General features: G+C 68.7%; 14 protein-coding genes. 5 read left to right on the top strand and 9 right to left on the bottom strand.

Annotated elements, in window-relative coordinates; genetic code table 11:
• Positions 1 to 18: 18 nt before the first annotated feature.
• Positions 19 to 1,350: a formimidoylglutamate deiminase gene (locus G3572_RS09050; RefSeq protein ID WP_164610956.1), complete on the bottom strand. Its 1,332-nt coding sequence runs from the start codon at positions 1,348 to 1,350 to the stop codon at positions 19 to 21.
• A 99-nt stretch (positions 1,351 to 1,449) separates the two neighbouring features.
• Between G3572_RS09050 and hutI the strand changes: the two genes are divergently transcribed.
• The 5 genes from hutI to G3572_RS09025 are packed head-to-tail and all read left to right on the top strand — an operon-like array spanning position 1,450 to position 7,168.
• Positions 1,450 to 2,649, top strand: a complete 1,200-nt coding sequence (hutI, locus tag G3572_RS09045) for an imidazolonepropionase (protein WP_205518650.1) — start codon at positions 1,450 to 1,452, stop codon at positions 2,647 to 2,649.
• Positions 2,646 to 4,178: a histidine ammonia-lyase gene (gene hutH, locus G3572_RS09040; protein ID WP_164610952.1), complete on the top strand. Its 1,533-nt coding sequence runs from the start codon at positions 2,646 to 2,648 to the stop codon at positions 4,176 to 4,178. The genes hutI and hutH overlap by 4 nt, the downstream gene beginning before the upstream one ends.
• A complete protein-coding gene (hutG, locus tag G3572_RS09035; RefSeq protein WP_164610951.1) occupies positions 4,178 to 4,969 on the top strand; it encodes an N-formylglutamate deformylase in 792 nt (263 codons plus the stop codon). The genes hutH and hutG overlap by 1 nt, the downstream gene beginning before the upstream one ends.
• A 10-nt stretch (positions 4,970 to 4,979) precedes the next feature.
• Positions 4,980 to 6,665, top strand: a complete 1,686-nt coding sequence (hutU, locus tag G3572_RS09030) for a urocanate hydratase (protein WP_164610949.1) — start codon at positions 4,980 to 4,982, stop codon at positions 6,663 to 6,665.
• Positions 6,662 to 7,168, top strand: coding sequence for a HutD/Ves family protein (locus tag G3572_RS09025; RefSeq protein WP_164610947.1), 507 nt, complete (start codon positions 6,662 to 6,664; stop codon positions 7,166 to 7,168). The genes hutU and G3572_RS09025 overlap by 4 nt, the downstream gene beginning before the upstream one ends.
• On the opposite strand, the gene hutC is transcribed toward G3572_RS09025, so the two are convergent.
• The 8 genes from hutC to G3572_RS08985 form a co-directional block, all read right to left on the bottom strand.
• Entirely contained in the window at positions 7,165 to 7,881 is a 717-nt protein-coding gene (gene hutC, locus G3572_RS09020; RefSeq protein WP_164610945.1) for a histidine utilization transcriptional repressor HutC, read from the bottom strand. The genes G3572_RS09025 and hutC overlap by 4 nt on opposite strands.
• Before the next feature lie 64 nt (positions 7,882 to 7,945).
• Complete coding sequence (locus G3572_RS09015) at positions 7,946 to 9,079, bottom strand: aromatic ring-hydroxylating oxygenase subunit alpha (RefSeq protein ID WP_164610943.1); 1,134 nt, start codon at positions 9,077 to 9,079, stop codon at positions 7,946 to 7,948.
• A 95-nt stretch (positions 9,080 to 9,174) separates the two neighbouring features.
• Positions 9,175 to 10,434 carry a flavin-containing monooxygenase gene (locus G3572_RS09010; protein ID WP_164610941.1) on the bottom strand — a complete coding sequence of 420 codons (1,260 nt, stop codon included), beginning with the start codon at positions 10,432 to 10,434 and terminating at the stop codon, positions 9,175 to 9,177.
• Positions 10,435 to 10,527: 93 nt separating this feature from the next.
• The gene (locus G3572_RS09005; RefSeq protein ID WP_164610939.1) at positions 10,528 to 11,472 is read right to left on the bottom strand and encodes a LysR family transcriptional regulator; all 945 of its coding nucleotides are present in this window, start codon (positions 11,470 to 11,472) and stop codon (positions 10,528 to 10,530) included.
• 12 nt (positions 11,473 to 11,484) lie between these two features.
• Complete coding sequence (locus G3572_RS09000) at positions 11,485 to 12,156, bottom strand: DUF1028 domain-containing protein (protein ID WP_164610937.1); 672 nt, start codon at positions 12,154 to 12,156, stop codon at positions 11,485 to 11,487.
• Positions 12,153 to 12,572 (bottom strand): RidA family protein, encoded by a 420-nt coding sequence (locus tag G3572_RS08995; RefSeq protein WP_164610935.1) that lies wholly within the window; start codon positions 12,570 to 12,572, stop codon positions 12,153 to 12,155. The genes G3572_RS09000 and G3572_RS08995 overlap by 4 nt, the downstream gene beginning before the upstream one ends.
• Positions 12,573 to 12,663: 91 nt before the next feature.
• Complete coding sequence (gene argE / locus G3572_RS08990; RefSeq protein WP_164610933.1) at positions 12,664 to 13,824, bottom strand: acetylornithine deacetylase; 1,161 nt, start codon at positions 13,822 to 13,824, stop codon at positions 12,664 to 12,666.
• A complete protein-coding gene (locus G3572_RS08985) occupies positions 13,821 to 14,720 on the bottom strand; it encodes a phosphotransferase family protein (RefSeq protein ID WP_164610931.1) in 900 nt (299 codons plus the stop codon). The genes argE and G3572_RS08985 overlap by 4 nt, the downstream gene beginning before the upstream one ends.
• Between the last annotated feature and the right edge of the window lie 6 nt (positions 14,721 to 14,726).

Raw genomic sequence — 14,726 nt, 5'->3', positions numbered from 1 at the left:
CGGGCGTTTTGCTTGCGGTCAGACCAGCGCGCGGCAGGCGGCGGCGGCGGCGCTGCGCAGGCGGTCGCGGTGGATGTGGCGGCCTGCCTGCACCAGATGCGCGCCGTTTGCCCAGACATCGGCAACGGTGATGTCGGTGCCGAAGATCCAGCGGTCGATCAGGCGGTCATCGGCCATGTCGAACCCCATGCTGTCGTGCAGGGCCACCAGATCGGCGGGGGCGCCGGGCGCAAGTTGCGGCGTGGCTGCGCCAAGCGCCTGCGCGCCGCCCGCGGTGGCGGCGTGGAACAGCCGCGCGCCAGTCGACCCATGATCGGCGCAGATATTGCGCCCGCGTGTGCCGAGGCGCTGGGAATATTCGAGCATCCGCGCCTCGCCCGCCGCGGTGATCTGCACATTGCTGTCGGTGCCAAGGCCGATGCGCCCGCCTGCGGCAAGGAATTGGGCAGCGGGGAAGATGCCGTCACCCAGGTTCGCCTCGGTGATCGGGCAGAGGCCCGCGACGGCGCCGGTGGCGGCGATGCCGAGGATTTCGGCCTCGGTCAGGTGGGTGGCGTGGATCAGGCACCAGTCTGGCCCCACGGGGGCGTGGGCGAGCAGGTGTTCCACCGGGCGCTGTCCGGTGAAGGACAGGCAATCGGCCACCTCTTGCTGCTGTTCGGCGATATGCAGGTGGAAGGGCCGGTTGGGGAAGGCCTGCGCGAGTGTGGTGATCTGCGCCATCGTGGCGGCGCGCAGCGAATGGGGCGCAAGGCCGATGCGGTCTTGCGGACGGGCGAGGGCATCGCAGGACTGGATCAGGCGGGCGAAGGAGTCTGCGTCGTGCAGGAAGCGGCGCTGACCCTCGCCCGCCGGTCTGGGGCCGAAGCCGCCATGGGCGTAGAACACCGGCAGGTGGGTGAGGCTGATGCCGGTGTCGGAGGCGGCGGCGAAGATGCGGGCCGACATCTCGGCGGGGTCGGCATAGGGGCGGCCATCGGGGGCGTGGTGCAGGTAGTGGAATTCTCCGACGCGGGTGAAGCCTGCTTCCAGCATTTCGGCATAGGCGAAGGCGGCGATGGCCTGCATGGCGTCGGGTGAGAGCGCGAGGGCGAAGCGATACATCATCTCGCGCCATGTCCAGAAGTTGTCGGGCGTGGGGCCGCGTTGTTCGGTGAGGCCGGAAAAGCCGCGCTGGAAGGCGTGGCTGTGCAGGTTGGGCAGGCCGGGGAGGAGGATGTCGGCGCGGTGGTCGCCGGGCTGGGGGGTGGTATCGGCGGTGATGCTGGCGATCTGGCCTGCGCGGAGGGTGAGGCGGACATTGCGCGCCCAGCCATCGGGGAGGAGGGCGGTTTGTGCGAAGACGGTCATTGCAGGCTCCGGTCCGAAAGGGGCTAGGCAGGCGGCTTTGATTATGTATATACTTAATGAGCGCGCAGGGGAAGCCTTATGTGCCGGATCGGGGGGGCGATGGGAGCCACGCTTTGGACCAATGCACGGGTGGTGACAGCCGATGGCGGCATTGACCGCGCGCCCGTGGCCGGCGCGCTTGAAGTGCTGACCGAAGGCGGGCGCATCGTGGCGGTGGGGCGGGGGTTGGCCCGCGCCGGGGTTGAGGTGGTGGATTGCGGCGGGCGGTTGCTGACGCCGGCGCCGGTGGATTGCCACACGCATCTGGTGTTCGGCGGCGACCGCGCGGGCGAGTTCGAGCGGCGGCTGGAGGGGGTGCCCTATGCGCAGATCGCGCGCGAGGGCGGCGGGATCAGGGCCAGCATGCGCGCGACGCGGGCGATGGGGGTGGAGGATCTGGTGGCGGCGAGCCTGCCACGGCTGGACCATCTGCTGCGCGAGGGGGTCTCCACCGTCGAGGTGAAGTCGGGCTACGGGCTGTCGATCGAGGCGGAACTGAACATGCTGCGCGCGGCGCGGGCGCTGGGCCGCGCGCGGGCGGTGCGGGTGGTGACGACGTGGCTGGCCGCCCATGCGCTGCCGCCGGAATATGAGGGGCGGGCCGAGGCCTATATCGCCGAGGTGGCGATTGCGGGGCTGGAGGCGGCGGTGGCCGAAGGGCTGGTCGACGCGGTCGACGCCTTCTGCGAGGGGATCGCCTTTACGCCCGCAGAACTGGCCCCGCTGTATGACCGGGCGCGGGCGCTGGGCCTGCCGGTGAAGATCCATTCGGAACAGCTCTCGCATCTGGGTGGCACGGCGTTTGCCTGCGGCTATGGGGCGCTCTCGGCGGATCATCTGGAACATGCGACCGAGGCGGATGCGCGGGCGATGGCGGCCTCTGGCACGGTCGCGGTGCTGTTGCCGGGGGCGTTTTATGCCTTGCGAGAGACGGTTTTGCCGCCCGTGGAGGCCTTCCGCGCGGCGGGGGTGCCGATGGCCCTGGCCACGGATTGCAACCCCGGCACCTCGCCGCTGACCTCGATCTTGCTGACGATGAACATGGGCGCGACCTTGTTCCGGATGACGGTGGCGGAGTGCCTGCTGGCGGTGACGGCGCATGCCGCGCGGGCCTTGGGTCTTGGCAACGAGACGGGGCGGATCGCGCCCGGATTGTCGGCGGACATGGTGCTGTGGGACGTGGAGACCCCGGCGCAACTGGTGGCGCGGATCGGGTTCAACCCGATCCATGCCCGCATTTTCAAGGGAGAGGTCGCATGACCGAGATGATCCTGACCCCCGGCGCGGTGCCGCTGGCGACCCTGCGCACCCTGTATTGGCAGGGCGGCGCGCCGCGTCTGTCGCCGGAATGCGCGCCCGCGATTGCGCGGGCGGCGGCGCGGATTGCCGAGGTCGCGGCAGGGGATGCGGCGGTCTACGGGGTGAACACGGGGTTCGGCAAGCTGGCGTCCATCCGCATTGCGGCGGGGGATGTGGCGCAGTTGCAGCGCAACCTGATCCTGTCGCATTGTTGCGGCGTGGGTGCGCCGCTGGATGGCGCGGTGGTGCGGCTGATCCTGACGCTGAAACTGATGTCACTGGGGCGGGGGGCATCCGGCACGCGGGCAGAGGTGAGCACCCTGCTGGAGGCGATGCTGGCCAAGGGCGTGATGCCGGTGATCCCCGAAAAGGGGTCGGTCGGGGCCTCGGGCGATCTGGCCCCCTTGGCGCATATGGCGGCGGTGATGATCGGCGAGGGCGAGGCGTTTTATGCGGGCGAGCGCCTGACGGGAGCAGAGGCGCTGCGGCGGGCGGGGCTGGAGCCTGTGGTGCTGGCCGCCAAGGAGGGTCTTGCGCTGATCAACGGAACGCAGGTTTCTACCGCGCTGGCGCTGGCGGGGCTGTTCCGTGCCGAGCGCGCCTTGCGGGCGGCGATCGTGACGGGTGCCATGTCGACCGATGCGGCGATGGGATCGACCGCGCCCTTTGCGGCGGAGATTCACACCCTGCGCGGGCATCAGGGGCAGATCGACGTGGCGGCGTCCTTGCGCGCGCTGCTGGCGGGCAGCCAGATCCGCGACAGCCATGTGGAGGGGGACGAGCGGGTGCAGGACCCCTATTGCATCCGCTGCCATCCGCAGGTGGCGGGGGCGGCGCTTGACATCATGCGCAATGTGGCCCGCACGCTGGAGGTGGAGGCCAATGCCGCGACCGACAACCCGCTGGTGCTGTCGGATGGGTCGGTGGTGTCGGGCGGGAACTTCCATGCCGAGCCTGTGGCCTTTGCCGCCGATATCGTGGCGCTGGCGGTGGCGGAGGTCGGCGCGATTGCGCAGCGGCGGATTGCTCTGCTGGTGGACCCCGCGCTGAACTTTGGCCTGCCGGGGTTCCTGACGCCGAAACCGGGCCTCAATTCCGGTTTGATGATCGCCGAAGTCACCTCTGCCGCCCTGATGAGCGAGAACAAGATGCTTGCGCATCCGGCCAGTGTGGACAGCACCCCCACTTCGGCCAATCAGGAGGACCATGTGTCGATGGCCTGCCACGGCGCGCGGCGGCTTCTGGACATGACGCAGAACCTGTTCTGGATCATCGGGGTGGAGGCGATGGTGGCGGCGCAGGGCGTGGGCTTGCGCGGGCCGCTGGCAACCTCGCCCGCGTTGCAGGCCGCGATTGCGGCGGTGCGGGCGCGGATTCCGGCGCTGGAGGCCGACCGCTTCATGGGGGGTGACATGGAGGCGGCGGGCGATCTGGTGGCATCGGGCGCGCTGGAGGCGGCGGGGGCAGACCTGCTGCCTTGGGTGGCGTGATGGAGCCCCTGGTGGAGCAGGGCGACGGGCCGGTCATTCTGGCCTTTCCGCATGTGGGAACGGGGGTTCCGCCCGAGGTGGCGGTGCGGCTGAACGCCGAGGGCCGCGTGCTGCGCGATACGGACTGGCATATTCACGAGCTTTACGCGGGGCTGATTCCCGGCCTGACCACGGTAACCGCGACGCAATCGCGCTATGTGATCGACCTGAACCGCGACCCTTCGGGCGCGAGCCTGTATCCGGGGCAGGCGACGACGGGGCTGATTCCCGAAACCACATTCGACAATGTGCCGATCTGGGAGGTGCCGCCGGGGCCTGCGGACGTGGCGCGGTGGCTGGAGGCGGTGCATCGGCCCTATCACGCGGCGCTGGCTGCGCAGGTGGCACGGGTGCGGGCGCGGCACGGGGTGGCGGTGGTCTATGATTGCCATTCGATCCGGTCGCGCTGTCCGTGGCTGTTTGATGGTGTGCTGCCCGATCTGAACATCGGCACCAATGGCGGCGTCACTTGTGCGCCCGCGCTGGAGGCGGCGGTGTGCCGCGTGGCGGCGGCGTCGGGGCGCACATGGGTGCTGAACGGGCGGTTCAAGGGCGGCTGGACCACCCGCCACTACGGGCGGCCGCAAGAGGGGGTTCATGCGATCCAGATGGAACTGGCGCAGGAGAGCCATCTGGAAACCGAAGCGCCGCCCTTTGCGCTGGATACCGCGCGTGCGGCGGACCTGCGCCGGACGTTGACCGAAATTCTTGCCACGCTGGCCGATCTGGCCCCGCGTCTGGCCCGTGCCTGAGGAGAGAGCCATGACACGCCACAACACCCGCGATATCTATCCTGCCACCGGCACGGAAATGACCTGCAAGAGCTGGCTGACCGAGGCGGCGCTGCGGATGCTGATGAACAACCTGCACCCCGATGTGGCGGAAAACCCGCATGAGCTGGTGGTCTATGGCGGGATCGGCCGGGCCGCGCGGACATGGGAGGATTTTGACCGCATCTGCGCGGCCTTGCGTGATCTGGAGGCGGACGAGACGCTGCTGGTGCAGTCGGGCAAGCCGGTGGGGATTTTCCGCACCCATGCGGATGCGCCGCGCGTGCTGATCGCCAACTCCAACCTTGTGCCGCATTGGGCGACCTGGGCGCATTTCCATGAACTCGATCGCAAGGGGCTGATGATGTATGGCCAGATGACCGCCGGGTCATGGATCTACATCGGGACCCAAGGAATCGTGCAGGGGACCTACGAGACCTTTGCCGAAGCGGGGCGGCAGCATTACGGCGGGTCTTTGCGCGGGCGCTGGATTCTGACGGCGGGGCTGGGCGGCATGGGCGGTGCGCAGCCCTTGGCGGCGGTGATGGCGGGGGCCTGTTGCCTTGCGGTGGAATGTGACGAGACGCGGGCCGATTTCCGCATCCGCACCCGTTATTGCGACGCCAAGGCACATACGCTGGACGAGGCCCTGGCGCTGATCGAGGGGTGGACCAAGGCGGGCGAGGCGAAGTCGGTGGCGCTGATCGGCAATGCGGCGGAGGTGTTCCCCGAGATCTACCGCCGGATGCAGGCGGGGGAGGCGCTGCCGAACGGGCGGCCCGATATCGTGACCGACCAGACCTCTGCGCATGACCCGCTGAACGGCTATCTGCCGAAGGGGTGGAGCGTGGCTGAATGGCAGGCCAAGCGCGAGAGCGAGCCTGCGGCGGTGGAACGGGCGGCCCGCGCCTCTATGCGCGATCATGTGGCGGCGATGGTGGGGTTCTGGAACGCGGGGGTGCCGACGCTGGATTACGGCAACAACATCCGGCAGGTGGCGAAGGAGGAGGGGCTGGAGACTGCCTTTGCCTTCCCCGGCTTTGTGCCGGCCTATATCCGCCCGCTGTTCTGTCGGGGCATCGGCCCGTTCCGCTGGGCGGCGCTGTCGGGCGACCCCGAGGATATCTACAAGACCGACGCGGCGATGAAGAAGCTGTTCCCCGAGAATGCGCATCTGCACAACTGGCTGGACATGGCGCGGGAGCGGATTGCGTTTCAGGGGCTGCCCGCGCGCATCTGCTGGATCGGGCTGGGGGACCGGCACCGCGCGGGGCTGATGCTGAACGAGATGGTGCGGTCGGGCGAGTTGAAGGCACCGGTGGTGATCGGGCGGGATCATCTGGATTCCGGCTCGGTGGCGAGCCCGAACCGCGAGACGGAGGCGATGAAGGACGGGTCGGACGCGGTGAGCGACTGGCCGCTGCTGAACGCCATGCTGAACGTGGCGGGGGGCGCGACATGGGTGTCGCTGCATCATGGCGGCGGGGTCGGCATGGGCTTTTCGCAGCATTCGGGCGTGGTGATCGTCGCGGATGGCACCGATGAGGCGGCGCGGCGGCTGGAGCGGGTGCTGTGGAACGACCCCGCAACCGGCGTGATGCGGCACGCGGATGCGGGCTATGACAGCGCGCGCGACTGTGCGGTGGCGCATGGGCTGCGGCTGCCGGGGATCTTGTGAGCGGGGTTTACCCCGCCAGCGCCCGCGTCTTTCGCCCTTGGAAGAACGGCGGCGGCACCACGGCAGAGATTCTCTGCTGGCCCGAGGGCGCGGGGTTTGACGACTTCACGCTGCGGCTGAGCACCGCGCGGGTGGAGGCATCGGGGCCATTCTCGGAATTTCCGGGGGTGGATCGGGTGCTGACGGTGATCGAGGGCGGGCGGATGGTGCTGCGCCTTGGCGGGCAGGCGCATGCGCTTGCGCCTCTGGAGCCCTTTGCCTTTGCGGGGGATGTGGCCTGCGCGGCGGAAGTGGATGCGCCGCTGCTGGATTTCAACGTGATGGTGCGGCGGCCGCTGCGGGCGCGGGTGGGGGCAGGGCCGCTTGACCCCGCCGCGCGCTTTGCGCTGTTGCTGGCGCCGGTGGCGGGGCTCGATCGGCTGGATCTGCTGGAGATGGCGCAGGTGGATGCGGGGCTGCGCGCCGCCGTGACGGGGGCGCCCGCGCTGTCGGTCTGGCTTTAGCGCGAGTCGGCGGTGAAGCGGCTGACCAGTTCGTGCCGCGCGCCGGGATAGGTTTGCACCACCAGCGTGACCCATTGGCCCGCGCTTTCGGTGCGGCGGGTGACTTCGAGACAGGCCTCGCCCGTCGCCAGTGCCAGCGCGCGGGCGGTGGCGGGGCTGGCCGCGATGGCGCGGATGCGGTGGTCGGCCGATGTCCACGGGATTTCGCGCAAGAGCCATTGGCCGGGGGCGATCTGCGCAAAATCCTCGGTCAGCGCGTCGGGGGCGGCGGCGGGGTTGATGAGCCGCTGTTCCAGACAGAAGGGCTGGTCGCCCGCGTAATGCAGCCCCGTCAGCGCCAGCACCGGCGCGGCGCTGTCGATGCGGGCGGCCTTGAGTTCATCGGGGCGGGGCGGGCGCAGATCGCGCGCGGTCAGGGCAAAGTGCCACGGCAGGCCGAGCGCCTCGACCTCGGCCTGAATGTCGGGGATGGCCATGACCGCCGCCTGTGCAACGGGCTGCGCCACGAAGGTGCCGAGCCGCTTGCGGCGGACAAGGTAGCCTTCGCGCGTCAGTTGGCCCAGCACCTTGTTCATCGTCATGCGCGACACGCCGTGTTGCTCGGCAAGGTCGGTTTCGAACGGCAACCGGAAGCCGGGGGGCCAGTCGCCGCCGGTGATCCTGTCGCGCAGGGCGGCGAGGATACGGTCGTGATGGGTGGTGCGGCTGTCCACAAAGGCCCCTGTTCTGGTCAGCGGCCAGAATAGGGAAGCGGGGCCTTGGGGACAAGGCAGACGGTCAGGGCATCTTGCTTGCGATATAGGTCGCAAATTCGAAGTTCGGCCGCTCCAGATGGCTGAGTGCGCCGGGGGCCGACATGCTGGCGCAGAGGCCGCGATAGACCCGTTCCACACAGCCCTTGTCTTCGACATTCACATCATCGAGCAGCGCCTTGAGCGCGGCGAAATGCGCGGGGGCTTCGGGGTCGGCGGCCCAGTCGGGGGCAAGCCCGCCGCCGAACAGCACCCGCACCTTTCCGGGGCCGTCCGGAGTCAGGCAGAGATACCAGAAGTAACCCGGCGTGAGGGTGATGAGCAGGGCCGGATAGATGGAGAGAAGCCATGTGATGCGGCGCTGATCGCCGGTCAGCGTGGTGTTGGACGGATGCGCCAGCGTGAGCGGCAGCGAGTCATTCTTGACGATGTAATGGTAGTTGAAGGCGGGCGAGCCTTCGGGGCAGGTCATCTTCAGCAGGTCCACCGTGCCGCCGATGGTGTCGGCGTGGCAGACCGGCAGGTGGTAGCTTTCCATGAAATTCTCGGCCAGCACCTTCCAGTTGGTGTTCCAGTGGAATTCCTCGCGGAAGGCTTCGACGTAATGCTCCATGTCGAGATAGCCGACGAGGTTCTGCACATCGCGCAGGGCGTCGGACGGGGGCGGCGCATCGGGGTTGAGCGTGACCATGATCCAGCCGAGCCAGTTCTCGACGCGGATGGGCGGCAGGGCGATCTGATCCTTGCAGAAGGATTCATTGAGCGTCATCGCGGGCGCGCCGCGCAAGGTGCCGTCGAGGTTATAGGTCCAGGCGTGATAGGGGCAGGTGATGGCGCGGGTGTTGCCGCGCCCTTCGAGCAGCGTGCTCATCCGGTGGCGGCAGACGTTGGAGAGGCCGCGCAGGGTGCCTTCACGGTCGCGCAGGATGATGACGGGTTCGCCCGAGATATCCATCGTGAGGTAATCGCCGGGATTGGGCAGGGCATCGGCGCGGCCTGCACAAAGCCATTCACGCGCGAAGATGTGCTGCTGTTCGAGCGCGGCGAAGTCGGGCGAGGTGTAGACCGATTTCGGCATGGCGCTGGCGCGGGCAAAGGGTTGCGCGACATTGGCACGCAGTTCGGCCAGCGGGGTCAGGCTTGTGTCGTGCGTTGTCATCTTGCACCTGTGGCGGCTGGGGTTGCGGGAAGCATGCGGCAGGTTCGGGGGCGGGGCAAGCGGCGGCTGGCGGTTTGGGCCGCGCTGCCTGCCGATCAGGCGGGGGCGGGCAATCGGGCGGCGACAGGGGCGGAGGCTTTGGCGGCGATATGGGCAGCCAGCCGTTCGGCGTCGCGCCACGCGCCCCAGATGAAGGCCGAGCCGCGACAGGAGAGCCAGGGCAGGCCGACGAAATAGAGGCCGGGGATGGGCGAGATGCCCTCGGCATGGATCGGACGGCCCGTGGTGTCGCAGGCCTCCATCTTGATCCAGCCGAAATCGGGCGCATAGCCGGTGGCCCAGAGGATGGTGGTGATGCCGTGCGCGGCGAGATCGAGCGAGAGGATCGGCTGCGTGACGCAGGCGGGAAGCGGGGCAAAGACGCGGGCCTGCGGTTCGGGCGGCAGGTCAAGGCCGTGGGCGGCGGCATAGGCATCGGCCTCGTCCAGCACCGAGAGGTAGTTGGCATCGCCCTGCGCGATGTTGTGGGCGAGGTCGTTGTTCAAGGTGATTTCGCCGTCCGCAAAGCCGTTGGCGCGGCCGAGCAGGACCACGCCTTGCGCGGCGAGACGGCGGAAATCCATCGTCTGGCCGCCATAGGCGCCGCTGACAGCGATGGTGATATGCTCGGTGCCGGGGGGGCGCTGTTTGGCGTCCCATTTGCCAAGCTTGCCCAGCCACCAGACGAAATCCTGCCCCCGATAGCGGCGCGGCGGGCGGTCATGCGGGCCGATCGACAGATAGACCTGACGGCCCGCGCGCTGGAGTTCCTCGGCGATCTGCGCGCCGGAGGAGCCTGCGCCGACCACCAGCACCGCGCCTTGCGGCAGTTGGTCCGGATTCTTGTAGGCGCTGGAGTGCAGTTGCATCAGGCCGGGCTGCGGCGGGACCAGCGGCGGGATCAGCGGCTTCTGGAAGGGGCCGGTGGCGACGACGACGTGATCGGCGGTGATCTCGCCCTGCGGGGTTTCGGCGCGGAACTTGCCGGCGGGGGTGCGGTGCAGGGCGGTGACTTCCACCCCGCAGCGGATGGGGGCGTTGATCTTGGCGGCGAAGGTTTCGAAGTAATCGGCGACGCTGTCCTTGCCGGGAAAGGCATCGGGGGAGATGCCGGAAAACTCCATCACCGGAAAGCGGTCATGCCATGCGGGGCCGTTGGCGACGAGCGAATCCCACCGCGCGCTGCGCCAGCGTTCGGCGATGCGGGCGCGTTCCAAGACCAGATGCGGGATGCCGTGCTGTGACAGGTGGGCGCTGGTGGCGATGCCCGCCTGACCGCCGCCGATGACAAGGGTGTGGATGGTTTCGCTGGGCATCGGGCGCGACCTTTCGGCTGGGGATGGGCCGAGTGTAGGGCGGGTCTTGCTTTGGCAAAACCATGATCTGCTTCAGCCGGGGTTAGGCTGGACCTAAGCTTCGGGGTCGATGCCCGGGCGCAGGCTGCGCACCTTTTCGGGTGTCAGTTGTGCGCGGCAATGGGCGACGAAGCTGCGCAGGGTGAGCGAGGATTGCGCGCCTGCGGGCAGGATCAGGCCCAGTTGCATCGGACGCACCTCGCCCGTGAGCGGGACGAAGCGCAGCGGCTGGCCATCGGGCGAGCGGCCCGACCAAGGGCGGATGTTGGCGATGGAATAGCCGAAGCCTTGGCCCACAAGGCTTTGCATCACCCCCATGTCACGGGTGCGTTCGACGATGCGGGGTTTCAGTCCGGCGGCGTGAAAGCAGGACAGGAAGTAATCGGCCGAAAGCGGCAGGTCGAGCAGCACCATCGGGTGCGGGGCCAGATCCTGCGGGGTCAGGCTGGCTTGCGCGGCGAGGGGGTGGCTGGCGGGCAGCACGGCATAGGGCGTGAGGCTGGCCAGCGGCACGAATGCGAGATCGGCGGGGATGTCGAGATCATAGCCCAAGGCTGCGTCGAGACGGGCGTTGCGCAGGCGGTCGTAAAGCTCGGGCTGGTCGCCTTCGGACTGGTGGAAATCGACCTGCGGGTGCAGGTCGGTGAAGCTGCGGCGCAGTTGCGGCAGGATGACCTGCGCAAAGGTGATGAGCCCGCCGACGTGCAGCGGGCCCTGCACGGTTTGCGTGATGCTGGCGGCCAGATCGTTCAACTGGCCCGCCTGTGCAAGGACCTGCCGCGCGTGGTCAAACATCTGGCGGCCCGCGCTGGTGAGCGACAGGCCCTGCGCGTGGCGGCGGACAAAGAGTTGCAGGCCGAACTCTTGTTCCAGATGGGCGATGGCGGCGGAAATGGAGGGGGAGGAGACGTTGATGCGTTCGGCGGCCACCGCGATAGACCCCGCCTCGCCCACCGCGACGAGGTATTCGAGTTGGCGAAGGGTGAAGCGCAGGGGCATGGCGGGCTATGGCTATTCGTCGCCGGGGACGCCGTAGCTGGGCGCTTGCGTCGGGTCGGTGGCGCGTTGGACATAGGCCTGCATCTGGGGGCAATACACATCCCATGCGGCGCGCAGCATGGCGATGGGCGTGTCGGCCCAGTCGATGCGCAGATCGGCCAGCGGCCATGGCAGGCGGTCCGCCAGTTTCAGCCCTGCGGAATGGACGGGGCCAGCCTCGCCGCCCGCCGCAAGGCCGGATTCAAGGGCAGCCATCAGCCGCTCGCCCAAGGGGCCCTGAGCGGATTCGAAGGCGGCGATCATGGCGGCGGGGACGCCGGTATGGGCGAGCAGGTTGCCGCCCGCGGCGCAATCGGTGCCGGTGGCTTCGCCCCAGAGGCCAAGCACCTGCGCGCCGGAGTGGATGGCGGTGCGGCCCTGCGCGTCGATGGCGAGGAGTTGGCGGTAGGCGATATGCGGGCGGTCTGCGGTGACCTGCGCCATCGCCTCGGGTGCGGAGAGGCCGGCTTGCATATGGTCGAGCAGCAGGGGGCCGAGGGCGGGGTCGGTGACGTTCTGGCTGGCGACCGCGCCCACGCCTGCCCGCACATGGGCGCAGCGCGCCGCCACGGCGGGCGAGGAGGAGGCGATGACCATGCCGAACTGGCCTGTGCGCGCGCAGCGGGCGATCAGCGAGAAGGTCATGGCTCGTCCGGAATCACGGCGGTGCCGTCGATTTCCACCAGCCATTCGGGACGGGCCAGCGCGGTGACGACGACGCCGGTCGAGACGGGATGCACGCCTTTGATGTATTCGCCCATCGTGCGATAGACCGCCTCGCGGTGGCGCACATCGGTGAGGTAGACCACGACCTTGCACAGATGCTCCATGCTGCCGCCGACCTCTTCGAGCAACTGGCGGATGTTCTGCATGACCTTGTGGGTCTGTTCCACCGGATCATGGCTGTTGATATTCTGCGCGGTATCAAGGTCTTGCGGGCATTGGCCACGCAGGAACACCATGCGCCCGCGCGCGACGACGGCCTGCGCCAGATCATTGTCAAGCTTCTGCTCGGGGTAGGTGTCCTTGGTGTTGAACTTGCGGTGGCGGGTGTGGGCCATGACGGTTTCCTGTGTGCGGCTGTGGCGGCAGGATGGGGCGGCTTTGGCTAAAGCAAAAGCATGGCTTGCCTTGGCTTTGCTTAGGCTGGGGCTAATCACTGCCGCTGGTCAAGCAAAACCGCCGGAGCGCGGCATCAAGGGCCGCGTCGCAGGCGGCGAGCTGGCTGGTTTCGATGTATTCGTCGGGGCGGTGGCCTTGCGCCATGTCGCCGGGGCCGCAGATGACGACGGGGACGCCAAGGCTTTGCGCGAAAAGGCCGCCTTCGGTGCCGTAGCTGAGTTTGAAAGCGCTGGTGCCGGCGGGCAGGCAGGCGGCGAAGGCGCTGACGGCGGGGGAAGCGGGCGTGGAGAGGCCGGGGTAGCTGCCGGTTTCGGTGAGGGTGAGGCTGGCCGAGGGATGGGCGGCGCGGTGCGGGGCCACGATCTCGGCGGCCAGATCGTGCAGGCGCAGGGTGAGGGCGGCGGCGTCGTCGCTGGCCAGCAGGCGCGCTTCCATCAGCAGTTCGGCCTTGTCCGGCACGAGGTTGACGACGGTGCCGCCGGTCAGCCGCCCGACATGCAGGGTGGCGTGGGGGATGGAGTAGCCGTCCTCGGCGGGGCCGCTGCGCGCGATGTCATCCTGAAGGGCGCGCACGCCGGCCATGAAATCGGCGGCCAGATGCAGGGCGTTGAGCGCCAGAGGGGCCTCGGAGGAATGGCGGGCGGTGCCGGTGGCAGTGACGGTGAAGGCCAGCTTGCCCTTGTGGCCAAGGCCAAGCTGCATGGCGGTGGGTTCGCCCACGACCACCAGATCGGGGCGGATGTTGCGCGCGGCAATCGCGGCGAGCATGGGGCGGACGCCGACGCAGCCGACTTCCTCGTCGTAGGAAATGGCAAGCCAGAGCGGGCGGGTGAGCTTGGGCGCGCGCTGGGCCAGCGCCAGCATGGCGGCGACAAAGCCCTTCATGTCGGTGGTGCCGCGCCCGTAGAGGCGGGTGCCTTGGCGGGTCATCTGGAAGGGCGGCACCGTCCAGTCCTGCCCTGCGGCGGGGACCACATCGACATGGCCCGACAGCATCAAGCCGCCGGGGGCATCGGGGCCGAGGCGGGCGAGCAGGGCGGCTTTCTGGCCGGTGGGGTCGGGAAAGCGGGTGCAATCGGCGCCGAGGGCGGTCAGCGCCTGTTCGACTTCGGCGATCAGGGGCAGGTTGCTGTCGGCGCTGACGGTGGGGTGGGCGACGAGGCGGGAGAGCCAGAGTTCGGTGGGGGTCATGATGCTTGCAGGGTGGCCAGATGGCGGGCGAAATCGGGCGTCGCCATCAGCGCGCGGCAGCGGGCAAAGCGGGTGTCGGCATAGGCCTGAAAGTCATCGGCAGGGTTGCCGTTGGCAAGCTGGATCAGGCCCCAGAGCGTCCACAACAGATCACACATCGCCTTGTAGATCACCATGCGCGCGGCATCTTGCGGCGGGGCGGGGCCGTTGAAATAGGCGGCGAGGAGTTCGGTATCTTGCGCCGCGTCAAACTCTGCCTCGACCGAAAGATCGCCCAGATCCCACATCGGATCATTCATGCCGGCATATTCCCAATCGACGATCCACATGCGGGTGCCGGTATCGAGGAAGTTCTCGCACAGGGGATCGCAATGGCAGGGGACGAGGGGCGCGGGGTTGCGGGCGAGGGCGCTGCGCACCGCCCCCGCCTCTGCCACCACGGCGTGATAGCCTTGTGGCAGGGTGACATCCTTGCCCGACAGCAGGCGCAGGTAGTCGTCGATCATGGCGAAAAGCTCGAAGCGGGTGGGGAAGGTCTGGCCCGAGTGGTGCAGTTGGCGCAAGGCGTGGGCGGCGCGGGCGGGCGCGCCGGGGCGGCTGCGGAAGGCCTGCGGCGTCATGGTGGTGGTGCCGTCGATGTAACGGGTGACCATGATACCTTTGGCGGGGCTGTTGTAGAGCACGGTAGGGCTGACGCCGGCCTTGGCTGCGGCCTCGGCGGCCACGGCCTCGGCAGCGCGGTCGATGTAATCGGCGGTGCCTTCGCCCGGCACGCGCAGGATGGCATCGCCCAGCCGGTAGACGCGGTTCGTCAGCCCGCCGAGGCGCTCGGCCTTGCCCTGCCATCCGGCAAGCGCCGGAATATCTGCGATGATGGCCGCGATATCGTCTTGCATGGTGCT

Origin of the sequence: Pseudotabrizicola algicola (genome assembly GCF_010915705.1) — a bacterium.
Lineage (GTDB): Bacteria > Pseudomonadota > Alphaproteobacteria > Rhodobacterales > Rhodobacteraceae > Pseudotabrizicola > Pseudotabrizicola algicola.
The sequence above is the reverse complement of the archived record's forward strand: the minus strand, read 5'-3'. Positions and strand labels throughout refer to the sequence as shown.